This window comes from Stenotrophomonas maltophilia group sp. RNC7, assembly GCF_030910085.1.
Taxonomy (GTDB): domain Bacteria; phylum Pseudomonadota; class Gammaproteobacteria; order Xanthomonadales; family Xanthomonadaceae; genus Stenotrophomonas; species Stenotrophomonas sepilia.
This window is the reverse complement of record NZ_JAVFVN010000648.1, coordinates 117,136-143,631: the sequence shown is the minus strand read 5'-3', so window position 1 is coordinate 143,631 and position 26,496 is coordinate 117,136. Positions and strand designations below refer to the sequence as shown.

Annotated in this window: 20 protein-coding genes and 1 pseudogene; 11 read left to right on the top strand and 10 right to left on the bottom strand. The window is 66.0% G+C overall.

The window, feature by feature from the left end:
• Positions 1 to 113 precede the first annotated feature (113 nt).
• Together RCF13_RS13470 and RCF13_RS13465 are read right to left on the bottom strand one after the other, a co-directional pair.
• Entirely contained in the window at positions 114 to 575 is a 462-nt protein-coding gene (locus RCF13_RS13470) for a cytochrome c (RefSeq protein ID WP_005416218.1), read from the bottom strand.
• A gap of 9 nt (positions 576 to 584) precedes the next feature.
• On the bottom strand, positions 585 to 968 hold the full coding sequence (locus tag RCF13_RS13465; protein ID WP_061477913.1) for a c-type cytochrome: 384 nt from the start codon (positions 966 to 968) through the stop codon (positions 585 to 587).
• Positions 969 to 1,173: 205 nt separating this feature from the next.
• Here RCF13_RS13465 and RCF13_RS13460 point away from each other — a divergent pair, with 205 nt between their 5' ends.
• From RCF13_RS13460 to RCF13_RS13450, 3 genes and pseudogenes are all read left to right on the top strand, one after another.
• On the top strand, positions 1,174 to 2,319 hold the full coding sequence (locus RCF13_RS13460) for an efflux RND transporter periplasmic adaptor subunit (RefSeq protein ID WP_231352679.1): 1,146 nt from the start codon (positions 1,174 to 1,176) through the stop codon (positions 2,317 to 2,319).
• 62 nt (positions 2,320 to 2,381) lie between these two features.
• Positions 2,382 to 5,837, top strand: a pseudogene (locus RCF13_RS13455) (efflux RND transporter permease subunit); the annotation flags it as partial.
• On the top strand, positions 5,834 to 8,920 hold the full coding sequence (locus tag RCF13_RS13450) for an efflux RND transporter permease subunit (RefSeq protein ID WP_134968394.1): 3,087 nt from the start codon (positions 5,834 to 5,836) through the stop codon (positions 8,918 to 8,920). The pseudogene RCF13_RS13455 and the gene RCF13_RS13450, both read left to right, overlap by 4 nt.
• A gap of 256 nt (positions 8,921 to 9,176) precedes the next feature.
• Here RCF13_RS13450 and RCF13_RS13445 read toward each other — a convergent pair whose 3' ends face one another.
• The 6 genes from RCF13_RS13445 to ykgO form a co-directional block, all read right to left on the bottom strand.
• The gene (locus RCF13_RS13445) at positions 9,177 to 10,409 is read right to left on the bottom strand and encodes a TraB/GumN family protein (protein ID WP_181357873.1); all 1,233 of its coding nucleotides are present in this window, start codon (positions 10,407 to 10,409) and stop codon (positions 9,177 to 9,179) included.
• Positions 10,402 to 10,932, bottom strand: a complete 531-nt coding sequence (locus RCF13_RS13440) for a GNAT family N-acetyltransferase (RefSeq protein WP_005416225.1) — start codon at positions 10,930 to 10,932, stop codon at positions 10,402 to 10,404. Before RCF13_RS13440 ends, RCF13_RS13445 begins: the two co-directional genes overlap by 8 nt.
• 13 nt (positions 10,933 to 10,945) lie before the next feature.
• Positions 10,946 to 11,833 carry a carbon-nitrogen hydrolase gene (locus RCF13_RS13435; RefSeq protein WP_053499677.1) on the bottom strand — a complete coding sequence of 296 codons (888 nt, stop codon included), beginning with the start codon at positions 11,831 to 11,833 and terminating at the stop codon, positions 10,946 to 10,948.
• A 164-nt stretch (positions 11,834 to 11,997) separates the two neighbouring features.
• Entirely contained in the window at positions 11,998 to 13,035 is a 1,038-nt protein-coding gene (locus RCF13_RS13430) for an agmatine deiminase family protein (protein ID WP_019661297.1), read from the bottom strand.
• Positions 13,036 to 13,074: 39 nt separating this feature from the next.
• Positions 13,075 to 13,404, bottom strand: a complete 330-nt coding sequence (locus RCF13_RS13425) for a hypothetical protein (RefSeq protein ID WP_005416228.1) — start codon at positions 13,402 to 13,404, stop codon at positions 13,075 to 13,077.
• A 145-nt stretch (positions 13,405 to 13,549) separates the two neighbouring features.
• Positions 13,550 to 13,675 carry a type B 50S ribosomal protein L36 gene (ykgO, locus tag RCF13_RS13420; protein WP_005409283.1) on the bottom strand — a complete coding sequence of 42 codons (126 nt, stop codon included), beginning with the start codon at positions 13,673 to 13,675 and terminating at the stop codon, positions 13,550 to 13,552.
• Positions 13,676 to 13,872: 197 nt separating this feature from the next.
• On the opposite strand from ykgO, the gene cmk reads away from it, so the two are divergent.
• The 8 genes from cmk to galU all read left to right on the top strand — a co-directional run bounded on the left by cmk (position 13,873) and on the right by galU (position 22,159).
• A complete protein-coding gene (gene cmk / locus RCF13_RS13415; protein ID WP_061477909.1) occupies positions 13,873 to 14,550 on the top strand; it encodes a (d)CMP kinase in 678 nt (225 codons plus the stop codon).
• A 198-nt stretch (positions 14,551 to 14,748) separates the two neighbouring features.
• On the top strand, positions 14,749 to 16,434 hold the full coding sequence (gene rpsA, locus RCF13_RS13410) for a 30S ribosomal protein S1 (RefSeq protein WP_005416230.1): 1,686 nt from the start codon (positions 14,749 to 14,751) through the stop codon (positions 16,432 to 16,434).
• An 87-nt stretch (positions 16,435 to 16,521) separates the two neighbouring features.
• Positions 16,522 to 16,827 carry an integration host factor subunit beta gene (locus tag RCF13_RS13405; protein WP_005409286.1) on the top strand — a complete coding sequence of 102 codons (306 nt, stop codon included), beginning with the start codon at positions 16,522 to 16,524 and terminating at the stop codon, positions 16,825 to 16,827.
• Between the two features lie 77 nt (positions 16,828 to 16,904).
• Entirely contained in the window at positions 16,905 to 17,189 is a 285-nt protein-coding gene (locus RCF13_RS13400) for a LapA family protein (RefSeq protein WP_061477908.1), read from the top strand.
• A 6-nt stretch (positions 17,190 to 17,195) separates the two neighbouring features.
• Positions 17,196 to 18,374 carry a lipopolysaccharide assembly protein LapB gene (gene lapB, locus RCF13_RS13395; RefSeq protein WP_005416232.1) on the top strand — a complete coding sequence of 393 codons (1,179 nt, stop codon included), beginning with the start codon at positions 17,196 to 17,198 and terminating at the stop codon, positions 18,372 to 18,374.
• Positions 18,375 to 18,377: 3 nt separating this feature from the next.
• Positions 18,378 to 19,367 carry a glycosyltransferase family 4 protein gene (locus tag RCF13_RS13390; RefSeq protein WP_111007935.1) on the top strand — a complete coding sequence of 330 codons (990 nt, stop codon included), beginning with the start codon at positions 18,378 to 18,380 and terminating at the stop codon, positions 19,365 to 19,367.
• Between the two features lie 3 nt (positions 19,368 to 19,370).
• Positions 19,371 to 21,284: a nucleoside-diphosphate sugar epimerase/dehydratase gene (locus RCF13_RS13385; RefSeq protein WP_032954120.1), complete on the top strand. Its 1,914-nt coding sequence runs from the start codon at positions 19,371 to 19,373 to the stop codon at positions 21,282 to 21,284.
• Complete coding sequence (gene galU, locus RCF13_RS13380) at positions 21,281 to 22,159, top strand: UTP--glucose-1-phosphate uridylyltransferase GalU (protein WP_032954121.1); 879 nt, start codon at positions 21,281 to 21,283, stop codon at positions 22,157 to 22,159. Before RCF13_RS13385 ends, galU begins: the two co-directional genes overlap by 4 nt.
• Positions 22,160 to 22,793: 634 nt before the next feature.
• On the opposite strand, the gene RCF13_RS13375 is transcribed toward galU, so the two are convergent.
• Together RCF13_RS13375 and RCF13_RS13370 are read right to left on the bottom strand one after the other, a co-directional pair.
• The gene (locus tag RCF13_RS13375; protein ID WP_134968396.1) at positions 22,794 to 24,002 is read right to left on the bottom strand and encodes an acetyl-CoA C-acyltransferase; all 1,209 of its coding nucleotides are present in this window, start codon (positions 24,000 to 24,002) and stop codon (positions 22,794 to 22,796) included.
• A gap of 99 nt (positions 24,003 to 24,101) precedes the next feature.
• Positions 24,102 to 26,474, bottom strand: coding sequence for a 3-hydroxyacyl-CoA dehydrogenase/enoyl-CoA hydratase family protein (locus RCF13_RS13370; protein ID WP_088496169.1), 2,373 nt, complete (start codon positions 26,472 to 26,474; stop codon positions 24,102 to 24,104).
• Between the last annotated feature and the right edge of the window lie 22 nt (positions 26,475 to 26,496).

Below are 26,496 nucleotides of genomic sequence, written 5' to 3'. Positions count from 1 at the left end.
GAGCCCACGCTCGGCTCAGCAGATCCACGCCATGCGTGGATATCCGGAATCTGTGCGGACCAACGGTCCGCGCCTACCAACCGACGGTCCGCACCGGCCGGGGGGGCCGACCGTCATTTGACCCCGTGCAGATCCCGCAACTGGCTCGGCCGGCTGCCGAAATACGCGGCCAGATCGGCGATGTCCTGATCGCTCAGGTCCTTCGCCTGCGGCGTCATCAGCGCATGCTGGCGGTCGCCGGCGCGGTAGGCCTGCAGCGCATGCGCCAGATAGTCGCCGTACTGGCCACCCAGTTTCGGATAGGTCGGATCGATCGGCGCATTGCCGTCGGCCCCATGGCAGTCGATGCAGCTCTGGTTGGTGGCCTTGCCCTTCACCTTGGCGCGGGCTTCACCGGCGGCCTCGCGGCCTGCCGGCAGGCCGGCGGAGGACGAAGAGCCGTGTTCGCCGCTGGCATGGCCCGGGTCGGCGGCGGATTTCTCGCTGTTTTCCACCTGCGACTGCGAACAGGCCGCCAGCAGCAGGGCAACGGACAGGGCGATGGCGTGACGCATCGGATGCGCGGCTTTCGACATGGGCGGGCCTTACTTGACGGTGGACAGGTAAACAGAGAGATCGGCGATCTCCTGTTCGCTGAAACTCATCGACTGCGCCTGCATCGTCGGATGCCGGCGCTTGCCCTGGCGGTACTCGGTCAGGGCCTGGGCCAGGTACTGCTGGGTCTGGCCGCCGATCTTCGGCACCCGGTAGCTGGGGTAGGCGTTCTTGTAGCCGGTGATGCCGTGGCACCCCTGGCAGGTGTAGGCCAGGACACGGCCATTGTCGAAGTTGCCGGTGGGCGTGGCAGGCGCCGGCGCGGCGGCAGGCGCCGGGGCGGGTGTGGCAGGAGCGGGAGCGGGCTGTGCGGCGGCCCCAAGGGGCAGGAGGACGGCCAGAGCGAGACAAGCGGCGAGCGGCTGCGGGCGCATGGTGTCGTTTCCGGGGATTCGGGTCTGGTCGTTCCGGCGTGGGGTACGGAACGACCCGAGTATAGCCTCAGGTTTCATCTAGCTGAAATGGGGGCGGGCCGACCAGCGGCGTGAAGACACCATGACCTTTGGGATATGGTGTTGCCGTGAAGTGGTGCATTACTTTGCTACCACACCTGCCCACGCATCCTCCAGGGAACTGACGATGTCGCACCCAACCTTCCTGTCCGGCCGTCGCAGCGGAATCTGCGCTGCCGCACTGCTGATCTCCACCTCCCTGCTGCTGGGCGGTTGCGCCGCAGGGCCCAATTCCGAAGCCAAGGCTGCCGAGACCAAGGAGGAGAAGAAGGTCGACGCAGTCCCGGTCGAAGTGGCGGTGGCCAGCCATCGTGCCGTCGCAGCCAGCTACACCGGCACCGCGGCGCTGGAGCCACGTGCCGAGTCGCAGGTGGTCGCCAAGACCTCCGGCGTAGCCCTGGCGGTGCTGGTCGAGGAAGGGCAGCGGGTCACCGCCGGCCAGCCGCTGGTGCGGCTGGACCCGGACCGCGCGCGCCTGGCCGTGGCGCAGAGCGAAGCGCAGATGCGCAAGCTGGAAAACAACTACCAGCGCGCACAGAAGCTGGTCGGCCAGCAGATGGTCAGCGCCGCCGATGTCGACCAGCTGCGCTACGATCTGGAGAACGTCCGTGCGCAGTACCGCCTGGCCACGCTGGAGCTGTCCTACACCACGGTCGTGGCACCGATCTCCGGTGTGATCGCCTCACGCTCGATCAAGACCGGCAACTTCGTGCAGATCAATACACCGATCTTCCGCATCGTCGACAACTCGCGGCTGGAGGCCACCCTCAACGTACCCGAACGTGAGCTGGCCACCCTGCGCGCCGGCCAGCCGGTGACGCTGGCGGCCGACGCACTGCCGGGCCAGAGCTTCACCGGCACCGTTGACCGCATCGCGCCGGTGGTGGACTCGGGCAGCGGCACGTTTCGCGTGGTCAGTGCCTTCGATGGCGCCGCCCACGCGCTGCAGCCCGGCATGTTCGGCCGCATCCGCATCGATTACGACCAGCGTGCCGATGCGCTGGTGGTGCCGCGCCTGGCGTTGCTCGATGACGGTGAACCTGCGGTGTTCCGCGTGCGCGAAGGCAAGGTCGCACGCGTTCCGGTCAAGCTGGGTTACGCCGAGGGCCCGTGGGTGGAGATCCGTGATGGCCTGGCGGCCGGTGATCAGGTGGTCACCGCCGGCAAGGTCGCGCTGCGCGACGGCACCGCAGTGCAGGTGATCGCCGATCCGAAGGCGAAGGCGGTCGCGGCGGCCGCCAAGCCCGCAGACAAGGCCGGGAGCAAGCAATGACCGCCCCGGGCCACGACCACGGTGCCTCGCCGGCGAGCGACGGCGCCGCCGCCGGCATGCGCGGCGGCCTGGTGGAATTCGCCACGCGCCGCCGCGTGACCATCGCCATGTGCACGGTCACCCTGCTGCTGTTCGGCCTGATCGCGCTCGGCAACCTCAAGGTCAACCTGCTGCCCGACCTGAGCTACCCGACGCTGACCGTGCGCACCGAATACACCGGTGCGGCGCCGACCGAAATCGAAACCCTGATCACCCAGCCGGTTGAAGAAGCGGTGGGCGTGGTCAAGAACCTGCGCAAGCTGAAGTCGGTCTCGCGCACCGGCCAGAGCGATGTGGTGCTGGAGTTCGCCTGGGGCACCAACATGGACCAGGCCAGCCTGGAGGTGCGTGACAAGATGGAAGCGCTGAACCTGCCGCTGGAGGCCAAGGCCCCGGTGCTGCTGCGCTTCAATCCGTCCACCGAGCCGATCATGCGCCTGGTGCTGTCCAACAAGGTCGCGCCGGCCAGCGATGCCGACGCGGTCCGCGAGCTGACCGGCCTGCGCCGCTATGCCGATGAAGACCTGAAGAAGAAGCTCGAGCCGGTCACCGGCGTGGCAGCAGTGAAGGTGGGCGGTGGACTGGAGGACGAGATCCAGGTCGACATCGACCAGCAGAAGCTGGCGCAGCTGAACCTGCCGATCGACACCGTCATCAAGCGTCTCAAGGACGAGAACATCAACATCTCCGGCGGTCGCCTGGAAGAGGGCTCCCAGCGCTTCCTGGTGCGTACCGTCAACCAGTTCGCCGACCTCGAGGAAATCCGCAACCTGCTGGTCACCACCCAGGGTTCGAACGGCAGTGCAGCCGACTCGGCGCTGCAGCAGATGTTCAACATCGCCGCGTCGACCGGTTCGGCTGCAGCCATCGCGGCGGCGTCGGCGGCACAGAGCGCATCATCCGGCGGCGGCTCCAGCGTGGTCGCCAACGGCGTGCCGGTGCGCCTGAAGGACGTGGCCACCGTGCGCCAGGGCTACAAGGAGCGCGAAGCGATCATCCGCCTGGGCGGCAAGGAGGCGGTCGAGCTGGCCATCTACAAGGAAGGTGATGCCAACACCGTGTCGACCGCCGAAGCGCTGCGCAAGCGCCTGGAGCAGATCAAGGGCACGTTCCCGTCCGATGTCGAGCTGACCACCATCGAGGACCAGTCGCGCTTCATCGAGCACGCCATCGCCGACGTCAAGAAGGATGCCGTGATCGGTGGCCTGCTGGCGATCCTGATCATCTTCCTGTTCCTGCGCGATGGCTGGAGCACGTTCGTGATCAGCCTGTCGTTGCCGGTCTCGATCATCGCCACGTTCTTCTTCATGGGCCAGCTCGGGCTGAGCCTGAACGTGATGTCGCTGGGCGGTCTGGCATTGGCCACCGGCCTGGTGGTGGATGACTCGATCGTGGTGCTGGAGAGCATCGCCAAGGCCCGTGAGCGTGGCCTGGGCATCCTGCAGGCGGCGATCGCCGGCACCCGTGAAGTGAGCATGGCGGTGGTCGCCTCGACCCTGACCACCATCGCGGTGTTCCTGCCGCTGGTGTTCGTCGACGGCATCGCCGGGCAGCTGTTCCGCGACCAGGCGCTGACCGTGGCGATCGCCATCGCGATCTCGCTGCTGGTGTCGATGACCCTGATCCCGATGCTGAGCTCGCTGAAGGGGCGGCCACCGCTGGCGTTCCCGGAAGAGGCGCCGAACTCAGTATGGCAGCCGCAAAAGCGCTGGCAGAAGCCGGTCGCGCTGGGCCGCCGTGGCGTGGTTGCCAGCGTGCGCTGGAGCTTCTATGCGCTGGCCTGGCTTGTCGTGCGCGTGTGGCGTGGCGTGGTGGCAGTGGTCGGCCCGGTAATGCGCAAGGCCAGCGACCTGGCGATGAAACCCTATGCAGGCGCCGAGCGAGGCTACCTGCGCCTGCTGCCGAGTGCGCTGGCGCATCCCGGCAAGGTGCTGGGCGTGGCAGCCATCATCTTCGTGGCGACCATGGCGCTGGTACCAATGCTTGGCGCGGACCTGATTCCGCAGCTGGCGCAGGACCGGTTCGAAATGACGGTGAAGCTGCCGGCCGGCACGCCGCTGAAGCAGACCGATGCGCTGGTGCGCGAGCTGCAGCTGGCGCACGGCAAGGGGGAGGGCGTGGCCTCGCTGTATGGCGTCAGTGGCAGCGGCACCCGGCTGGATGCCAGTCCGACCGAAAGCGGTGAGAACATCGGCAAGCTGACTGTGGTGATGGAAGGTGGTGGCAACGCGCGCACCGAAGCAGCAATCACCGAGCGCCTGCGCGGCACCATGAGCCAGCACCCGGGCGCCCAGGTCGACTTCGCGCGGCCGGCATTGTTCAGCTTCTCCACGCCGTTGGAAATCGAACTGCGCGGGCAGGACATGGCCACCCTGGAAGTGGCCGGGCAACGCCTGGCGGCGATGCTGCGCGGCAATGCGCACTACGCCGACGTGAAATCGACGGTGGAAGAGGGGTTCCCGGAAATCCAGATCCGCTTCGACCAGGAACGCGCGGGTGCGCTGGGCCTGACCACCCGCCAGATCGCCGACGTGGTGGTGAAGAAGGTGCGCGGCGACGTCGCCACCCGCTACAGCTTCCGTGATCGCAAGATCGACGTGCTGGTGCGTGCCCAGGAAGGTGACCGCGCCAGCGTCGAGAGCATCCGCCGGCTGATCGTCAACCCGGGCAGCACCCGCCCGGTGACCCTGGACGCGGTGGCCGACGTGGTCGCCACCACCGGCCCCAGCGAGATCCATCGTGCCGACCAGACCCGGGTGGCGGTGGTATCGGCCAACCTGCGCGACATCGACCTTGGCGCAGCCATGCGCGAAGTGCAGCAGATGGTGGCCGAGCAGCCGCTGGGCGCGGGCGTTGGCCTGCACATCGGTGGCCAGGGCGAGGAGTTGGCGCAGGCGGCGAAGTCGCTGATCTTCGCCTTTGGACTGGCGATCTTCCTGGTCTATCTGGTGATGGCCTCGCAGTTCGAGTCGCTGCTGCACCCGTTCGTGATCCTGTTCACCATCCCGCTGGCGCTGGTCGGCGCGATCCTGGCGCTGATGCTGACCGGCAAGCCCATCTCGGTGGTGGTGTTCATCGGCCTGATCCTGCTGGTCGGCCTGGTCACCAAGAACGCGATCATCCTGATCGACAAGGTCAACCAGCTGCGCGAAGCCGGCGTGGCCAAGCATGAGGCGCTGGTGGAAGGCGCGCGTTCGCGCCTGCGCCCGATCATTATGACCACGCTGTGCACGCTGTTCGGCTTCCTGCCGCTGGCGGTGGCGATGGGCGAGGGCGCCGAAGTGCGTGCACCGATGGCGATCACCGTGATCGGTGGCCTGCTGGTGTCGACGCTGCTGACGCTGCTGGTGATCCCGGTGGTGTACGACCTGATGGATCGTCGCGGCGACGCCTACTACCGTGAGCGCGGCCGCAAGCATGCCGGTGAAGGCCTGCATGGCGACGAGGGCGGCACGGCAGGTGTGGAGGAGCCGGCATGAGCGTTGCCGAGTTCTCCATCCGCCGCCCGGTCACCACCATCATGTGCTTCGTGTCGCTGGTGGTGATCGGCCTGATCGCTTCGTTCCGGCTGCCGTTGGAGGCGCTGCCGGACATCTCCGCGCCGTTCCTGTTCGTGCAGATCCCATACACCGGTTCGACGCCCGAGGAAGTGGAGCGGACCATCATCCGCCCGGTCGAGGAGTCGCTGGCGACGATGACCGGCATCAAGCGCATGCGCTCATCGGCCACCTCCGAGGCGGCGCTGATCTACATCGAGTTCAGCGACTGGGACCGCGACATCGCCATTGCGGCGTCCGACGCGCGCGAGCGTATCGATGCGATCCGCAGCGACCTGCCCGACGACCTGCAGCGCTACAACGTGTTCAAGTGGTCCAGCAGTGACCAGCCGGTACTGAAGGTGCGGCTGGCCAGCACCACCGACCTGACCACTGCCTATGACATGCTCGACCGTGAGTTCAAGCGGCGCATCGAGCGTATTCCCGGTGTGGCCCGCGTCGATATCACCGGTGCACCGCCGAACGAGGTGGAGATCGCCATCGATCCGAACCGGCTCAACGCGCATGGGTTGAGCATCAACGAGCTGAGCGAGCGCCTGCGCACGCTGAACTTCTCGATCTCGGCCGGTCAGATCGACGACAACGGCCAGCGCGTGCGCGTGCAGCCGGTGGGCGAGATCACCGACCTGCAGGAAATGCGCGAGCTGGTGATCAACGCCAAGGGTCTGCGCCTGGGCGATATCGCCGACGTGCGCCTGAAGCCGGCGCGGATGAACTACGGGCGCCGTCTGGACGGCAACCCGGCGGTGGGCCTGGATATCTTCAAGGAGCGCAGTGCCAACCTGGTGGACGTCTCGCGTGCGGCGCTGGCCGAAGTCGAGGCGATCCGCGCGCAGCCGTCGATGCGCGACGTGCAGATCAAGGTGATCGACAACCAGGGCAAGGCGGTGACCTCGTCGCTGCTGGAACTGGCCGAAGCCGGTGCGGTCGGCCTGATCCTGTCGGTGACGGTGCTGTTCTTCTTCCTGCGCCATTGGCCGTCGACGCTGATGGTGACCCTGGCCATTCCGATCTGCTTCACCATCACCCTGGGCTTCATGTACTTCGTCGGGGTGACGCTGAACATCCTGACCATGATGGGCCTGCTGCTGGCCGTGGGCATGCTGGTCGACAACGCCGTGGTGGTGGTGGAGAGCATCTACCAGGAGCGCGAGCGCATGCCGGGGCAGCCACGGCTGGCATCGATCATCGGTACCCGCAACGTGGCCATCGCGCTCAGCGCCGGTACGCTGTGCCACTGCATCGTGTTCGTGCCGAACCTGTTCGGCGAGACCAACAACATCAGCATCTTCATGGCGCAGATCGCGATCACCATCTCGGTCTCGCTGCTGGCCTCGTGGCTGGTCGCGGTCAGCCTGATTCCGATGCTGTCCGCACGCATGGCCACACCCAAGCTGGTGCACTCGCAGACCGGCCTGATCGCGCGTCTGCAACGGCGCTATGCACAGCTGCTGGACTGGTCACTGCATCACCGCGGCTGGAGCCTGCTCGGCATCCTGCTGGTGGTGCTGGTCAGCCTGGTGCCGATGAAACTGACCAAGGTCGACATGTTCGGTGGCGAGGGCGGCAAGGACATCTTCATCGGCTACATGTGGAAGGGCGCCTACACCTACCGGCAGATGTCCGAGGAAGTGGCGCGCGTGGAGAGCTGGATCGACCAGAACCGCGAGCGCCTGCACGTCAAGCAGGTGTACTCCTGGTACAGCGAGCAGGAAGGCAGCTCCACGGTGGTCACCCTGGACGAGAAGTACGCCAAGGACATCAAGGCGCTGCAGGAAGAGTTGCGCAAGGGCCTGCCGAAGTCCGCCCGCACCGACTATTTCGTCGGCAACCAGGGCGGCGATGGCGGGGGTGGCGGCAACCAGGGCGTGCAGGTGCAGCTGGTCGGCGATTCCAGCTCGATGCTGCATGAGATCGGCCAGGAAGTGGTGCCGTTGCTGGCGCAGCGTGCCGAACTGCGGGACGTGCGCATCGACAATGGCGAGAAGGGCGGCGAGCTGAAGGTGCGCGTCGACCGTGAGCGTGCCGCAGCGTTCGGCTTCAACGCCGAACAGGTGGCCAGCTTCGTCGGCCTGGCGCTGCGCGGTGCCCCAATGCGCGAGTTCCGCCGCGGTGACAATGAAGTGCCGGTGTGGGTGCGCTTTGCCGGCGCCGAGCAGAGCAGCCCGGAAGACCTGGCCGGTTTCAGCGTGCGTACCGGCGATGGCCGCAGCGTGCCGCTGCTGAGTCTGGTCACCGTGGACGTTGGTTCGTCGGCCACCCAGATCGGCCGTACCAACCGTCAGACGACATTGACCATCAAGGCCAACCTGGCCGGGAAGGTCACCGCACCGGACGGGCGCAAGGCGATAGAGGCCGTGCTCAAGCCGATGAACTTCCCGGCGGGCTACGGCTTCACCTTCGATGGCGGCGACTACGGCAACGACGACGAGGCGATGCAGCAGATGGTGTTCAACCTGCTGATCGCACTGGTGATGATCTATGTGGTGATGGCGGCGGTGTTCGAGTCGCTGCTGTTCCCGGCAGCGATCATGAGTGGCGTGCTGTTCTCGATCTTCGGCGTGTTCTGGCTGTTCTGGATCACCGGCACCTCGTTCGGGATCATGTCCTTCATCGGCATCCTGGTGCTGATGGGCGTGGTGGTGAACAACGGCATCGTGATGATCGAGCACATCAACAACCTGCGGCGCAGCGGCATGGGCCGTACCCAGGCGCTGGTGGAAGGCTCACGCGAACGCCTGCGCCCGATCATGATGACCATGGGCACGGCGATCCTGGCGATGGTGCCGATCTCGCTGACCGACACGCAGATGTTCGGCAATGGCCCGGAGTACTCGCCGATGGCGCGCGCGATTGCCGGCGGCCTGGCGTTCTCGACCGTGGTCAGCCTGCTGTTCCTGCCGACGATCTACGCGGTGCTCGATGACCTGCGCAATGCCGTGACGCGGCTGATCCGCCGCGCGCGTGGAGTGGAAATGGTAGAGCCGGGCGCTGCCCGGCTGTAACGCACGTCAACGTGTTGTGGTGTGGGGGAGGCCGGTCGTAGTGGGGCGGCCTCCCCCTTTTTTTCTGCTCGCCGCGTCTGTTTGTCTCTGTAGAGCCGAAGGCAACGGCAGGAGCCGCTGCCAACGTCGCTTGCGACGGTCCGGAGGGTGTCGGCCAGGACGGCCGGCATAGCCATGCTCGGCTGCTGTTCGCCGCGTTGCGGCATCGCCCGGGCATGGGCTCGGGCGCTACAGATTCCGTGGCCGGTTGAAAGGCTTACCCGGCGACCTTGCCCCACACCTTGAACGTGGTCAGCCACAGGCCGAGCATGCTGCCGATGTTGGTCAGCATGAAGGTCAGCACCACGCGGGTAACGCGATTGCGGTACCAGCCCTTCAGGCTCTGCGCATCGTCGCGCAGCTTCAGGAAGTCCTCGTAGGCTGGCTTGCGCACACGCGCTTCCACCAGTGCCGAGAAGGCGCCGGTCGGGATGCTCAGGCGGAACGGCTTGAACGGGGCCACCGCGATCGCGGTGAGGATGCTCAACGGGTGACCGCCGGCCAGAAGGCAGCCCAGGCCGGCCAGGCCGCCGGTATACATCGCCCAGGTTGCCAGCAGCTCGGTGCCTACGCCCAGGCCGCCGCGGTAGAAGCCTACGCCGATGCCGGTCGCCACGATCGCCAGGATGCCCAGCGTGAACCACGGGATGTTGCGCTTCTTCGGCACCGCCTCCAGCTCGGCGCGCAGCGGCGCCGGTGCCTCGGTGTCGGTTTCCAGGTGGCGTGCCAGACCCGCCAGGTGGCCGGCTCCGACCACTGCCAGCACTTCGCGCTGGTGCGGGTCGCGTTCTTCGCGCAGACGGGTGGCCATGTAGCGGTCGCGCTCGCCGATGATGGTTTCGTACAGCGCCGGACTCTCGCTGGCGAACTCACCGAAGCTCGATTCCAGCATGTCGCCCTGCTTGAGCTTCTCGATCTCGTTCTCGCCCACTTCCTCGGACGAGAACAGGCCGGCGCCGAGGCCGGCAACCAGCTTCAGCTTGCCGAAGAAGCCCAGCCGTTGCGACGCACGACGGAAGGTCAGGCCGACCTCGCGGTCGATCAGGTGCACCGGCAGGTTGCGCTCGCGCGCCAGCTCCACCGCGCGCTTCAGCTCGGCACCGGGCTCGATGTCGAGTTGCTCGGCCAAGCGACGCTGATAGGCGGACAGAGCCAGGTTGGCGGCGAACAGGGCGACGCGGCCCTTGCGGATCACCTCGACCAGGTCGAGCTTGGCGAGCGTGTCGGGGTCGCTCAGCGCCTGCAGGCGCTGCGGGTCCAGCTCGACGGCAACGGCATCGAAGCGGCCGCTGTCGATGGCTTTTTCAACGGCCTCGACGCTGGCGCGGGAGACGTGGGCGGTGCCCAGCAGGGTGTAGCGCACGCCGTCGCGTTCGACGACGCGCACCGGCTGGCCGGCGAACAGGTCGTCGCCGGTCTCGGGAAGGGTTTCGGTCATGGGTTCATTCATTGGAAGGTGCGGTGTCGGCGCCATCGCCGAGCGCGCGCTGCATCTGCACGGTGTCGAGCCAGCGGCCATGCTTGCGGCCGAGGCCGCGGAACACGCCCACCAGCTCGAAGCCGAAGCGTTCGTGCAGCTTGATCGAGGCGGTGTTGGTCGGTTCGCCGATCACCGCCACCATCTGCCGGTAGCCACGTGCCACGCAGGCGTCGATCAAGGCCTGCAGCAGGCCGGTGCCGACACCCTTGCCCTGGAACGCGGCATCGACGTAGACCGAGTTCTCCACGGTCCACTGGTAGGCAATGCGGGTGCGATAGGTGTTGGCATAGGCATAGCCAGCCACCTGGCCGTCGATCTCGGCGACCAGGTAGGGGAAGCCACGATCAATGATGTCGCGCATGCGGCGCAGCATCTCGGTCGCGTCCGGAATGTCGTACTCGTAGGTGTTGACGAAGTCGGTCACTTCCACCGCATAGATCGCGGTGATCGCGTCGATGTCGGCCGGGCCGGCATCACGGATGAGGACGGCCATGCGCGGCTCCGGCTCAGTCGATGTAGCGCTTGAGCAGGTCACCGTACGCGTCGATGCGACGGTCGCGCAGGAACGGCCAGATGCGGCGCACGTGCTCGCTGCGCTGCAGGTCGACATCGCACAGCAGCACGGTGGCCTCGGTGCCGGCCTCGGCCAGGAACTCGCCCTGCGGGCCGAGCACGTGGCTGTTGCCCCAGAACTGGATGCCCGACGCGCCCAGCGGCGACGCCTCGTGGCCGACGCGGTTGCAGCTCAGCACCGGCAGGCCATTGGCCACGGCATGGCCGCGGTGGCTCAGTACCCAGGCGTCGCGTTGGCGGGTCTTCTCGTCCTGCACGTCGTCCGGGTCCCAGCCGATCGCGGTCGGGTACAGCAGCAGTTCTGCACCGGCCAGCGCCATCAGGCGCGCCGCTTCCGGGTACCACTGGTCCCAGCACACCAGCACACCCAGGCGGCCCACCGAGGTATCGATGGGCTTGAAGCCGATGTCGCCCGGGGTGAAGTAGAACTTCTCGTAGAAGCCCGGGTCGTCCGGGATATGCATCTTGCGGTACTTGCCGAGCAGCGTACCGTCCTTCTCGAACACCACGGCGGTGTTGTGGTACAGGCCGGCAGCGCGGCGCTCGAACAGCGAGCCGACCAGCACCACGCCATGCTTCTTCGCCAGTGCGCCCAGGCGCTCGGTGCTTGGGCCCGGAATGGATTCGGCCAGGTCGAATTCGTCCACCGACTCGTGCTGGCAGAAGTACGGACCGTTGTGCAGTTCCTGCAGCAGCACCAGCTTGGCACCCTGCGCAGCCGCCTCGGCCACGCGTGCTTCGATCACCGCCAGGTTGGCGGCGGCGTCACCGTGGTTGCGCTCCTGGATCAGGGCGACGGTAAGGGGGCTGCGCGAGTTCATGCGGGGCGTTCCTGCGGGAGAAAACCTGCATGTTAGCGCGGATGGGCGGCCGCAGCGTGTTGCGCGCTGAATGGCGTCCGCACACGGTAGCGCCGGGCCATGCCCGGCGGATTTTCAGGTCGTCGCTGTGCTCGCCGGGCTTGGCCGGCCGCTACCGGTCCGGCTTATGCCTTCAACAGCCCTTCCGGCAGCTGCATGGTGATGCAGTGCAGGCTGCCGTTCTGCCAGATCAGCGAGCGGCAGGGCACCTGCACGATCTCGCGGCCCGGATGGGCCTGGGCCAGCACGTCGCGGGCCAGGTCATCAGCCGGATCGCCGTAGGCCGGCATCAGCACCGCGCCGTTGATGATCAGGTAATTGGCGTACGACGCCGCCAGGCGGCGGCCTTCGTCGATCACCGGCTGTGCCCACGGCAGCGGGAACAGGCGGTACGGCTTCCCATCCTTGGTACGCAGCGCGGCCAGTTCGTTGCCCATCGCCTGCAGTTCGGCGTAGTGCGAGTCGCTCGCGTCGTCGCAGGCCTGGTAGACGATGCTGTCAGGCGAGGCGAAACGGGCCAGGGTGTCGATGTGGGCGTCGGTGTCGTCGCCTTCCAGGTAGCCGTGGTCCAGCCACAGCACGCGGTCCTGCTGCAGCCAGTTGGCCAGGTCGGCGCTCAGGCTTGCACGGTCGCGGTCCGGGTGGCGCTCGTGCAGGCACTTCCAGGTGGTCAGCAGGGTGCCTTCGCCATCGGTCTCGATGCCGCCGCCTTCCAGCGCGAACGGGATGCTGCGCACCGGGGCGTCGTTGAACACGCCAGCCTGGTCGAGCACGCCCACCAGCTGGTCATCCAGGGTGGCGTCGAACTTGCCGCCCCAGCCAGTGAAGCGGAAGTCCAGCAGCTGGAAACCGCCGTCGGCGCGGCGCAGGGTGATCGGGCCGGAGTCGCGCAGCCAGGTATCGTCGTAGGCGGCCGTGGTGAAGTGGACCTTGTCCATGTCGATGCGGTTGGAGCGCAGCCGCATTTCGGCATAGGTCTCCACATCGTCGTCGGCCACGCAGATCAGCACCGGCTGGAAGCGGGTGATGGCCGCGACCAGGGCGATGTAGGTCTCTTCCACCTGGCCCAGGCGGTCGGCCCAGTCGGTGTCGGCGGTGGGCCAGGCAATCAGGACGCCGCTCTGGGCTTCCCACTCGGCAGGAAAACGAAGGGTCTGGTTCATGGTCTCGCTACACAGGCCCGCCCACGGCGGGTAAAGGGATCAACGGATCGGTGGTTTCGGGCCGATTTCGTTCGGGTCCGCCTGGTTGGCCACCACGTCGATCACCTTCTGCTTCTCGAAGTAGACGGTGAACTGCGGGTACACCCAGCGGTTGATGGTCGGCCACTGCCGCTTCTGCCCGCCGCGCGGCTGCAGTTGTTCGCTGGGCGCGCCGAACTGCGCCTGCACCTGCTGCATGCTCTGGCCGCGCACGGGCAGGGCACCGGCCGGCTTCTCGCGGGCACGGTCGACAAGCAGGGTATCGGCCAGTGCCGGTGTGGCGGCGGCCAGGGTGGCCATTACGGCCAGGGCGGACAGGTAACGCTTCATCTCGATCTACTCCCCAGTGGTCAAGAAAGGCGATTACAGCAAAAACGGCAGGAAAAAGCCGCATAAACAAAAAACCGCCCGAAGGCGGTTTCTTGCATCGGGTCGGCCCCGCGTAGGGCCAGCCGCAGCCGGAAGGCTGTGAGGCTTAGCGCTGACGCGCCTTGAAACGCGGGTTCGACTTGCAGATGACGAAGATCTTGCCACGACGACGCACGACCTTGCAGTCACGGTGACGGGCCTTCGCCGACTTCAGGGAGGACAGGACTTTCATGGCATACCTCGGCGTAAACAGTAGTTGTTCGGGTGGAGCGTGGCCGCGATATGCGAAAGACAATCGGCAGTTGACGCTCGTTCAAGCCCGCCATTCTACCGGGCTTTTCCTCATGGTTTCAAGTGGTTGCACAAAAGATCCCGCTGGGGGCGTCTGGCAGGGGCTAGAATGGCCTCTTCACACGCTCTGGGACCCCCATGAATCCACTCGCTCCCGTCCTGACCATCGACGGCCCATCCGGGGCCGGCAAGGGTACCATCAGCCGCATCATCGCGCGCAGGCTGGGCTGGCATTACCTGGATTCGGGCGCGCTGTACCGGGCGGTGGGCGTGGCCGCAAGCTGGGCCGACATCGACACCTCCGACGCCTCCGCGCTGGTCCGCTGCACCTTTGACACCCACGTTCAGTTTGTCGAGCAGGGCGATGCCATGCGGGTCATGGTCAACGGCACCGATGCCACCGACGAGCTGCGCCTGGAGACCACCGGGGCGCTGGCCTCGGCCATTGCCGCCATCCCGGAGGTCCGGGCCGCCCTGAAGGAGCGCCAGCGCGCATTCAGGGAACTGCCAGGCCTGGTCGCCGACGGCCGCGACATGGGCACGGTGATCTTTCCGGACGCCCCCTACAAGGTCTTCCTGACCGCCAGTGCCGAGGAGCGCGCCGAGCGCCGGCATAAGCAGTTGAAAGACAAGGGGGTTTCTGTTAACTTTGATGACCTCCTGCGCGAGATCATGGCCCGCGACGCCCGTGATGCTCAGCGTACCGTGGCGCCCCTGAAGCCGGCAGACGATGCTGTCCTCATCGACACCACAGGCATCGGCATCGATGATGTCGTTGCCCGAGTGATGGATCTGCTTCCGGTTCCGGCTGCCTGATCCGTTCGCGCGGGAGCACTGCCAGCCGCATCGGCGGTGGTCGCGCATAGCAGTGCTGTACCAGCCCCGTCGCGCAATGATGCGTGGCGGTTTTCCTACTACACACGACCTGCGTTTCCGGGGTCGACCAACAGGCGGGCGGTCGCCATTCCCCTGAAGGGGACGCCACCGACCCATGTGTCCAACAGAGTAAATCTAATGACCGAATCATTTGCCGAACTGTTTGAAGCCAGCCAGGCCAACCTGGCCAAGCTGAAGCCGGGCGCCATCGTCAGCGGTACCGTTGTTGAAGTCCGCGGCGACGTCGTGGTGATCAACGCTGGCCTGAAGTCCGAAGGCATCGTGCCGATCGAACAGTTCCGTAACGACGCTGGCGAAATCGACGTCGCCGAAGGCGACATCGTCAAGGTCGCCCTCGACTCGATCGAGAACGGCTTCGGCGAAACCGTCCTGTCGCGCGAGAAGGCCAAGCGCGCGATGGTGTGGGACGAGCTGGAAGAAGCGTTGGAAAAGAACGAAACCATCACCGGCCGCATCAGCGGCAAGGTCAAGGGTGGTTTCACCGTGGACATCAAGGATGTCCGCGCCTTCCTGCCGGGTTCCCTGGTCGATGTGCGCCCGGTGCGCGATCCGGCCTACCTGGAAGGCAAGGAACTCGAGTTCAAGCTCATCAAGCTGGACCGCAAGCGTAACAACGTCGTGGTCTCGCGCCGCGCTGTCGTCGAAAGCGAGCACTCGGAAGAGCGCGAGCAGCTGATGGACAAGCTGCAGGAAGGCGCGATCCTGAAGGGTGTCGTCAAGAACCTGACCGATTACGGCGCGTTCGTGGATCTGGGCGGTATCGACGGCCTGCTGCACATCACCGACATGGCGTGGAAGCGCGTGCGTCACCCGTCGGAAGTCGTGAACGTCGGCGACGAGCTGGACGTCCGCGTGCTGAAGTTCGACCGCGAGCGCAACCGCGTTTCGCTGGGCCTGAAGCAGCTGGGCGAGGATCCGTGGGACAACATCGGCCGTCGTTACCCGGCCAACAGCCGCGTCTTCGGCAAGGTCTCCAACGTCACCGATTACGGTGCGTTCGTTGAGATCGAGCCGGGCGTCGAAGGCCTGGTGCACGTCTCCGAGATGGATTGGACCAACAAGAACGTCAACCCGTCCAAGGTTGTCCAGGTGGGTGATGAAGTCGAAGTGATGGTGCTGGACGTCGATGAAGAGCGTCGCCGCATCTCGCTGGGCATGAAGCAGGTTGCCGCCAATCCGTGGGAAACCTTCGCTGCCACCCACAAGAAGGGTGACAAGGTGTCGGGCCAGATCAAGTCGATCACCGACTTCGGCATCTTCATCGGCCTGGACGGCGGCATCGACGGCCTGGTCCACCTGTCCGACATCAGCTGGAACACCACCGGCGAAGACGTCGTTCGCAACTTCAAGAAGGGCGATACCCTGGACGCCGTCGTCCTGGCCGTCGATCCGGAGCGCGAGCGCATCTCCTTGGGCGTGAAGCAGCTGGAGCAGGATCCGTTCGGCCAGTACATGGCTGCCAATCCGAAGGGCTCCAAGGTCGAAGGCGTGGTGAAGGAAGTCGACGCCAAGGGCGCGATCATCGAGCTGGCTGACGGCATCGAAGGTTACGTCTCGGCCCGCGACATCGCCAACGAGCGCGTTGACGACGCCACCCAGCACCTGAAGGTCGGCGACAAGGTCGAAGCCAAGTTCGTGGGCATGGACCGCAAGGGCCGTACCCTGCAGCTGTCGATCAAGGCCAAGGACGACGCTGAAATGCGCGAAGTGCTGGAGGAATACCAGTCCTCTTCGGCTTCCAGCGGCACCACCCAGCTGGGCGCGCTGCTGCGTGCACAGCTGAACGGCAACAAGTCCGAGTAATCGGCCTTAGGCTGTTCGTTGTTTCCTGGACGGCCCGGGCATTGCCCGGGCCGTTTCAGGCTGAGATGCCCCTGATGTGAGCCGGTAATGACCAAATCCGAACTGATCGAAATCCTTGCGCGCCGCCAGGCGCACCTGAAGGCCGATGATGTCGATCTGGCGGTGAAGTCGTTGCTGGAAATGATGGGCGGATCGCTGTCCGCCGGGGATCGCATCGAAATCCGTGGATTTGGCAGCTTCTCGCTGCACTATCGTCCGCCGCGCCTGGGTCGCAACCCGAAGACCGGCGAATCGGTTGCCCTGCCGGGCAAGCATGTCCCCCATTTCAAGCCGGGCAAGGAATTGCGCGAGCGGGTCAGCAGTGTGCTGCCGCTGGACGCCGATCCGGCCTGAGCCTGCCGTCGCGCCACCGCGTGCGAATCCAGCCGCGAGTCGGATAAGCTACGGACTCCTGCCACTGGAGCTGTCGCATGAAGGTTTTTCGTCTGCTGGTCCTGCTGGCGGTACTCATTCTTGGGTTGATCATCGGTGCCATGAACATGGACGAGATGACCATCAACCTTGTTTTCACCCAACTGAAGACCTCGGTCGGCGTGGCAATCATTGCCGCATTGCTGATCGGCGTCATCGTCGGTGCTGGCCTGGTGCTGGTGAGCGTGGTCATTCCGCTCTACGGCCAACTGCGTCGCGCCAACAAGTCCGCTGCCGCTTCGCCGGCACCGGTTGCTTCCCCCCAATCTTTTGATGGACGTTGATCGAAGATGGATTTCGTCACCGAGTGGTTCTGGTTCTTCCTGTTCGTACCGCTGGCCGCACTGGCCGGGTGGGTGATCGGGCGGCGTGGTGGCCAACGCCACGGTGACAGCCAGGTCAGCCGCCTGTCGAGCACCTATTTCCGTGGCCTGAACTACCTGCTCAACGAGCAGCCGGACAAGGCCATCGAGCTGTTCCTGCACATCGCCGAGCTGGACAAGGAAACCTTCGAGACCCAGGTCGCGCTGGGCCATCTGTTCCGCCGTCGTGGCGAGGTCGACCGCGCCATCCGCCTGCACCAGGGCCTGGTCAATCGCCATGACCTGAGTGACGCACAACGCGTGCAGGCCCTGCTGGCCCTGGGTGAGGACTACATGAAGTCCGGCCTGCTGGATCGTGCCGAGACCGTGTTCACCGAGCTTGCCCAGCTCGATCAGCGCGCACCGCAGGCGCTCAAGCACCTGATCGGCATCTACCAGGCCGAGCGCGATTGGGAAAAGGCCATCGACAACGCCACCCGGTTCGAGGATGTCACCGGCGAGCCGATGGGCAAGCTGATCGGGCAGTTCGAGTGCGAACTGGCCGAGCGATTCCGTGGCGCCGGCAAGCTGGAAGAGGCGAGGGCAGCGATCGCCCGCGCCTACCAGGCCGATGCGATGTCGGTGCGCGCCGGCATCATCGAGGGCCGGTTGGAAACCGACGCAGGCAATCCTGAGGCCGCCGTGCGCGCCTTCGAGCGCGCCGCGCGCAACGATCCCGAATACCTGCCGGAACTGCTGCCGGCGTTGATGCAGAACTATCGCAAGGTGGGCGATCTGGCAGGTGCGCGCGCGTTCCTGTCGGAGATGACCGAGCATTACCGTGGCATTGCCCCGGTGCTGGCGCTGACCCGCCTGATGGAAGAACAGGAGGGCGTGGCCCCGGCGCGTGCCTACCTCGGCCGCCAGCTGAAGGATCGTCCGTCGGTGCGTGGCGAGTCCGCGCTGATCGACCTCACCCTCGCCGAGGGCGCCGATTCCACCGCCACCCTGCATGACCTCAAGCACATCACTGACCAGCTGCTGGTGCGCAACCCGGCCTATCGCTGCACCCGCTGCGGCTTCGGTGCGCGTACCCACCACTGGCAGTGCCCGAGCTGCAAGGAGTGGGGGACGGTCAAGCCACTGCTGAACTACGCGGTGCTCTGATCCATGCCCTGGCTTGTGATGGGCGCGCTGCTGGGGCTCGCCCTGCTGAGTGCGGTGCTGACCTGGGCTGCACGTGGCTATGCGCTGCGCCAGCAGTTGATGGACCAGCCCGGCGAACGCCGCAGCCATAGTGTCGCTACCCCGCGCGGTGGCGGCATCGCCATCGTCATCAGCCTGCTGGTGACTGCAGCCGTGGCCATCTGGGCCTGGCCCGAAAGCACGCCGACAGTGCTGGTGGCCAGCCTTGGGCTGGTGCTGGTGGCCGGCATCGGCTGGTGGGACGACCACAGGCCCCTGCCGGCGATGCGTCGCCTGCTGGTGCATTTCATCGCCGCGGCGCTGCTGGCCGGCCTGGTCAAGGTGAATGGTGGCAGCTGGCTGTTGGCGGCGCTGGTGCTGCTGTTCACCGCCTCACTGATCAACATCTGGAATTTCATGGACGGCATCAACGGCATTGCCGCCAGCCAGGCCGTCGTGGCGATGCTGGGGCTGGCGCCGGTGCTGCCGTGGCCCTACTCGCTGGCTGCCGTGGCCCTGGGCCTGGCCTGCCTTGGATTCCTGCCGTTCAACTTCCCTCGGGCCCGGATCTTCATGGGCGATGTCGGAAGCGGCGCGTTGGGGTACGCGGTCGCAGCGGTGCTGGCGCTCGCCAGCGTGCGTACCGATATCAACTGGATCCTGCTGCTGGTCCCGGTTTCGCCGTTCCTCGTGGACGCGGGCTTCACACTGCTGGCGCGCATCATTTCGGGACAACGCTGGATGGAACCCCATACCCAGCACGTCTACCAGCGCGCGGTGCAGGCAGGAGCCAGTCACCCCCAGGTGACAGGGATGTACTTTGCTTTGGGCCTGTTCAGTATTACAGTGTTCAATGTCTGCTCCAATTTGCAGCCGAGGTGGGAGGCTGCCGTGGCGATCGCGTGGTTCACCGCGCTGAGCGTCCTCTGGCTCCTCCTGCGCAATGGAATGCGCTACCGACAAGGAAATACCTGACTTATGGCTTCACCCTGGCGGGACAGAATCCTCGGCCTGATGCCGCGTTCGGCCATCGTCTGCCACGACCTCTTCATGGTCTGGGCATGCTGGCAGTTGCTCCATGCAGGGCGTTACTCGATCCTGCCCAACGCTCCGGCGCTGCCCCTGTGGAACGTCGATACCACCCTGGTCCTGCTGCTGCAGGGCCTGGTGTTCTGGCGCGTGGGCCTGTATCGCGGGCTGTGGCGGTTCGCCAGCGTCAGCGACCTGCTGAACATCTTCAAGGCCAGCTTCATCGGCATGGTCGCCATCGTTCTGGTGCTGATGTGGAAGCGCTTCGACGGCGTGCCGATGTCGGTGCTGGTGATCTACCCGTTCGCGCTGTCGGCCCTGCTGGGCGCACCGCGCCTGCTGTACCGGGCCTGGAAGGATTACCAGGCACTGCAGTCCGATTCCAGCGCCCGCCGCGTGCTGATCCTCGGTGCCGGCCAGGCGGCGGAAACACTGGTGCGCGACCTGCGTCGTTCCGGCAACTTCGAGCCGGTCGGCCTGCTCGACGATGCACCGCACCTTCGGGGTGCCAAGCTGCAGGGCCTGCCGATCCTCGGCACCCTGGATGACGCCCCGACGGTGGTCCGCGAGACCGCTGCCAAGCTGCTGGTCATTGCCATGCCGTCACTGGACGCCGCAGGCATGCAGCGCGTTGTCGCGATCTGCGAAAGCACCGGCGTTCCGTTCCGTACCGTGCCCAAGCTCAGCGACATCCTGCAGGGCCAGTCGCTGCCAGGCCAGCTGAAGGAAGTGGCGATCGAAGACCTGCTGGGCCGCAAGCCGATCATGCCGGACTGGAACCTGATCCGCGGCTGGTTGGGTGGGCGCACTGTGATGGTCACCGGCGCCGGTGGTTCGATCGGCTCGGAGCTTTGTCGCCAGTGCGCGCGGCACGGTGCAGGTCGCATCATCCTGCTGGAGATCAGCGAGCTGCTGCTGCTGACCATCGAAGGCGAGCTGCGGCGCAGCTTCCCCGATGTCGAGATCGAGGCGGTGCTGGGCGACTGCGGTGACCCGGCGGTGATCCGCCACGCGCTGTCGCTGCACCCGGTCGATACCGCCTTCCATGCCGCCGCCTACAAGCACGTGCCCGTGCTGGAGCGCCAGCTGCGCGAAGCGGTGCGCAACAACATCCTGGCGACCGAGAACGTCGCCCGCGCGTGCCTGGAAGCCCGCGTGGAGCATTTCGTGTTCATTTCCACGGACAAGGCGGTCGATCCGGTCAATGCGCTGGGTGCGAGCAAGCGCTACGCCGAGATGATCTGCCAGAGCCTGGACCAGAAGTCCACGCACACCCGTTTCGTCACGGTGCGCTTCGGCAACGTGCTGGCGTCGGCCGGCAGCGTGGTGCCGCTGTTCCGCGAGCAGATCCTGCGCGGTGGTCCGGTCACGGTCACCGACCCGGAAGTCAGCCGTTACTTCATGACCATCCCCGAGGCCTGCCAGCTGATCCTGCAGGCGGCCGCGTCGGCGTCGCATGGTGCGATCTACACTCTGGACATGGGCGAGCCGGTGCCGATCCGCGTGCTGGCCGAACAGATGATCCGCCTGACCGGCAAGCAGCCGTACAAGGACATCCAGATCATCTATACCGGTCTGCGCCCGGGCGAGAAGCTGCACGAGACCCTGTTCTATTCGGACGAAGACTACCGTTCGACCGCGCACCCGAAGATTCTCGAGGCCGGCGTGCGTACGTTCTCGCGCGACCTGGTGCTGGGCAATGTTCCGCGCCTGCGTGAGGCGATTGCCAGCTACGACACTGCCAGCATCCAGGAAATTCTGTTTGCGACGATGCCGGAATTCTCGCCAATCGAACAGGATGCTTACATTTCATCCGCTAAAGTCGTGCCCTTTCCGGCACGTGAGGCGAACAGGCACCAATGAGCAAGCGAATTCGCAAGGCAGTTTTCCCGGTGGCAGGGCTGGGAACGCGTTTTTTGCCAGCAACCAAGACTGTGCCGAAGGAGATGCTGCCGATCATTGATCGGCCGCTGATCCAGTACGCCGTTGATGAAGCCATCGAAGCCGGCTGCGACACGCTGGTGTTCATCACCAACCGCTACAAGCACGCGGTCGCCGATTATTTCGACAAGGCCTACGAACTGGAGCAGAAGCTCGAGCGCGCCGGCAAGCAGGAGCAGCTGGAGCTGATCCGGCATGTGCTGCCCAATGGCGTGCGCGCGATCTTCGTGACCCAGGCCGAGGCGCTGGGCCTCGGGCACGCAGTACTGTGTGCCAAGGCTGTGATCGGTGACGAGCCGTTCGCGGTGCTGCTGCCCGACGATCTGATCTGGAACCGCGGTGCCGGTGCGCTGAAGCAGATGGCCGACCTCAATGAAGCCAGCGGTGCCAGCGTGATCGCGGTCGAAGACGTCCCGCACGAAAAGACCGCCAGCTACGGCATCGTCGCCACTGAGGCGTTCGATGGCCGCAAGGGTCGCATTTCGCAGATCGTCGAGAAGCCGAAGCCGGAGGACGCGCCGAGTGACCTGGCGGTGGTCGGCCGCTACGTGCTGAGCCCGAAGATCTTCGAACTACTGGAACAGACCCAGACTGGTGCCGGTGGCGAGATCCAGCTGACCGATGCGATTGCCGAGCTGCTGAAGACCGAAGAAGTCGATGCCTATCGTTTCGAGGGCACCCGCTTCGACTGCGGCACGCACTTGGGGCTGGTGGAGGCGACGATCCGCTTCGCGCTGGACAACCCGAAGCTGGCCGGCCCCGCGCGGGAGAAGCTGGCGGCGATGCTGGCGGAATAAGGGTTCTATCAAGCGCTCCGTGCAGCGCCTTGATCGATACGTGATGGGCGGGACGGGTGGGCCTTTGCAGGACACGCCGTAAACCCCCAGACCGGCGCAGCCGCTGGCGGCTGTGCGTTCGGGCGCTTGCGAAGCAGTGCTTCGCAAGCAAAGCGCCCTCACCCATGGGGGCTCGATGGCGCCTTGCTCGTGTGCGCTGTCCTGCGCACACGGCAAGACCGGGGTTGGGCGTCCTGCCCAACCCGCCCGAGGCATGCCTCGGGCCCATGGCGCCAACGGTTTTGGAGAGGGCCATCCGCCCCCTGTCGACAGTTTCCGTGCGGCGCGGACGGGAAGGGCGGAATCAAAGGCGAGAGCAACAAGCAAAAAAGGCAGCCAATGGCTGCCTTTTTTGCTTGTTGGGGTCAGATCCCCTTGCGCAGCAAAGGCTCTGACCCCGGCTCTTGCCTTGCCTTTGCTCACCCTTCCGCCGAGCGGAATGCCGGGTGGCGCGGGTGGGTGAGGCTGACCGGGACTGTCAGCGGCATGGATGCCGCTGCCAAGCCCTCAGGGACGGGTCTACGGCGTGTCCCGGGCAGCCTCACCCACCCGGGCCCCACAGCCAACCAACAATCAGCCGGCAACGCTTTGAACCTTACAGCGCCTCGAAAATACCCGCCGCGCCCATGCCGGTGCCGATGCACATCGTCACCATGCCGTACTTCTGCTGGCGACGACGCAGGCCGTGCAGCAGGGTCGCGGTACGGATCGCGCCGGTCGCGCCCAGCGGATGGCCCAAGGCGATCGCGCCGCCCAGCGGGTTGACCTTGCTCGGGTCCAGGCCGCAATCGCGGATCACTGCCAGCGACTGCGCGGCGAAGGCTTCGTTCAGTTCAATCCAGTCCAGCTGGTCCTGGGTCAGGCCGGCCTGCTTCAGGGCCTTCGGGATCGCGGCGATCGGGCCGATGCCCATCACTTCCGGGCGCACGCCGGCCACCGAGAAGCTGACGAAACGGGCCAGCGGGGTCAGGCCGTAGTCCTTGATCGCCTGCTCCGAGGCCAGCAGCACGGCACCGGCGCCATCGCTCATCTGCGACGAATTGCCGGCGGTGACGGTGCCGCCGAACTGGCCGTTGCGGAACACCGGGCGCAGCTTGGTCAGGCCTTCAGCGGAGGAATCCGGGCGCGGGCCTTCGTCGGTGTCGGCGATCTTGTTGCGGGTGATGATGCGCTGGCCATCGGCCAGGTCCGGCAGGTGCGAGACGATCTCGTACGGGCTGATTTCGTCCTTGAACTCGCCGTTCTGGATCGCGGCCATGGCCTTCTGGTGCGAGGCCAGGGCGAACGCGTCCTGGTCTTCGCGCGAGATCTTCCACTCTTCGGCCACCTTCTCGGCGGTGATGCCCATGCCGTAGGCGATGGCGACGTGGTCGTTGTCGAACACGCTCGGTGCCATGGCGATCTTGTTGCCCATCATCGGCACCATCGACATCGACTCGGTGCCGCCGGCCAGCATCAGGTCGGCGTTGCCCAGGCGGATCGCGTCGGCGGCCTGCGCCACGGCCTGCAGGCCAGAGGAGCAGAAGCGGTTCACGGTCTGTGCGGCGATGGTGTTCGGCAGTCCGGCCAGCAGCACGCCGATGCGTGCCACGTTCATGCCCTGCTCGGCTTCCGGCATGGCGCAGCCGATGATGGCGTCATCGATGCGGTTGACGTCCACGCCCGGGGCCTGGGCGACGACGCTGCGCAGCACGTGCGCAAGCATGTCGTCGGGGCGGGTGTTGCGGAACATGCCCTTGGGCGCCTTGCCAACCGGGGTACGGGTGGCGGCGACGATGTAGGCGTCCTGGATTTGCTTGGTCATTGCAGTGATCTCTTGAATTTTTTAGCCGGAGTACCGACCAACGGTCGGCACCCACCAGAGGCAGAGGGATGCCGACCCGTGGCCGGCACCCGCCATCAATCAGTTCCGCAGCGGCTTGCCGGTCTTTAGCATGTGCGCGATGCGGGCCTGGGTCTTTTCCTGCTGGGCCAGTTCGACGAAGTGCTTGCGCTCCAGGGTCAGCAGCCACTCTTCGTCGACCAGGGTGCCGCGGTCGACCTTGCCGCCGCACAGCACGGTGGCGATGCGCTCGGCGATCTCGTAGTCGTACGGGCTGATGAAACGGCCTTCCAGCATGTTGACCAGCATCATCTTGAAGGTGGCGATACCCACGTCACCGGCCACCTGGATGCGGCGTGCCGGCAGCGGCGGACGGTAGCCGGCTTCGGCCAGGGCGCGTGCTTCGGCCTTGGCGATGTGCAGGGCCTCGTAGCTGTTGAATACCACCTTGTCGGTGCTGCGCAGCAGGCCCAGTTCCTTGGCGTTGACCGCCGAGTTGGACACCTTGGCCATCGCCACGGTCTCGAAGGTCTTCTTCAGTTCGGCGAACACGTCACCGCCCGGGCCTGCGGCCTGCGAGGCGCGCACGGCCAGTTCCTTCAGGCCACCACCCGCCGGCAGCAGGCCGACGCCGGCCTCGACCAGGCCGATGTAGCTTTCCAGGAAGGCCACGGTCTTGGCGCTGTGCATCTGGAACTCGCAGCCGCCACCCAAGGCCAGGCCACGCACGGCGGCCACCACCGGCACCAGCGAGTACTTGATGCGCTGGCTGGTGCGCTGGAAGTTGGCGACCATTTCCTCGAACTGGTCGACCTTGCCGGCCTGCAGCAGGCCCAGTGCACCGGCCAGGTCGGCACCGGCGGAGAAGGGTTCCTTCTGCTGCCAGATCACCAGGCCCTGGAAGTCCTTCTCGGCGCGGCTGACGCATTCCTGCAGGCCATCCAGCACCTGGTCGGACACGGTGTTCATCTTGGTCTTGAAGCTGACCACGGCGATGCCATCACCGTCGTGCCACATGCGCAGGCCGTCGTTCTCGAACACGGTTTCGCCCGGCGCGAACTTCTCGCCCAGCAGCGGATCCGGGAAGCGCTGGCGCTGGTACACCGGCAGCGACGAACGCGGCAGCTTGGCGTTGCGCGACGGGCTGTAGCTGCCCTCGGCAGCGTGCACGCCATCGCGGCCATCGAACACCCAGTCCGGCAGCGGCGCGTTGCTCATGCTCTTGCCGGCCACGATGTCATCGGCGATCCACTGCGCGACCTGCTTCCAGCCGGCGGCCTGCCAGGTTTCGAACGGGCCCAGCGACCAGCCGTAGCCCCAGCGGATGGCCAGGTCGACGTCGCGCGCGGTCTCGGCGATGTCGGCCAGGTGGTAGGCGCTGTAGTGGAACAGGTCGCGGAAGGTCGCCCACAGGAACTGCGCCTGTGGGTGCTGGCTCTCGCGCAGCTTGGCGAACTTCTCGGCCGGGTTCTTGATCTTCAGGATCTCGACCACTTCCGGAGCGGCGGTACGGTCGGCCGGGCGGTAGTCCTGCTTCTCCAGGTCCAGCACGACGATGTCCTTGCCGACCTTGCGGAAGATGCCGGCGCCGGTCTTCTGGCCCAGCGCGCCCTTGGCAATCAGCGCGTCCAGCCACTTCGGCGACTTGAAGAATTCATGCCACGGGTCATTCGGCAGAGTGTCGCCCATGGTCTTGATGACGTGCGCCATGGTGTCCAGGCCGACCACGTCGGAGGTGCGGTAGGTGGCCGACTTCGGGCGGCCGACCAGCGGGCCGGTCAGGCCGTCCACTTCGTCGAAGCCCAGGCCGAACTGCTGGGTGTGGTGGATGGTCGACAGGATCGAGAACACGCCGATGCGGTTGCCGATGAAGTTCGGGGTGTCCTTGGCGTACACCACGCCCTTGCCCAGGGTGGTGACCAGGAAAGCTTCCAAGCCTTCCAGCACGGCGGCATCGGTGGTGGTGGCCGGGATCAGCTCGGCCAGGTGCATGTAGCGCGGCGGATTGAAGAAGTGCACGCCGCAGAAGCGGTGGCGCAGCTGCTCGGGCAGCACGTCGGCCAGCTTGTTGATGCCCAGGCCCGAGGTGTTGGAAGCCAGCACCGCGTGGTCAGCCACGAACGGGGCGATCTTCTTGTACAGGTCCTGCTTCCAGTCCATGCGCTCGGCGATGGCCTCGATGATCAGGTCGCAGTCCTTCAGCTGCTCCAGGCCGGACTCGTAGTTGGCCGGGGTGATGGCTTCGGCCAGCGACTTGCTGGCCAGCGGCGCCGGGCTCAGCTTGCCCAGGTTGGCGATCGCCTTCAGCACGATGCCATCGGCCGGACCTTCCTTGGCGGGCAGGTCGAACAGCACGGTGTCGACGCCAGCGTTGGTGAGGTGGGCGGCGATCTGGGCACCCATGACGCCGGCACCCAGCACGGCGGCGCGGCGGACTAGCAGGGAATTGGACATGGTGTAGGGCCTTTGTTGGTCA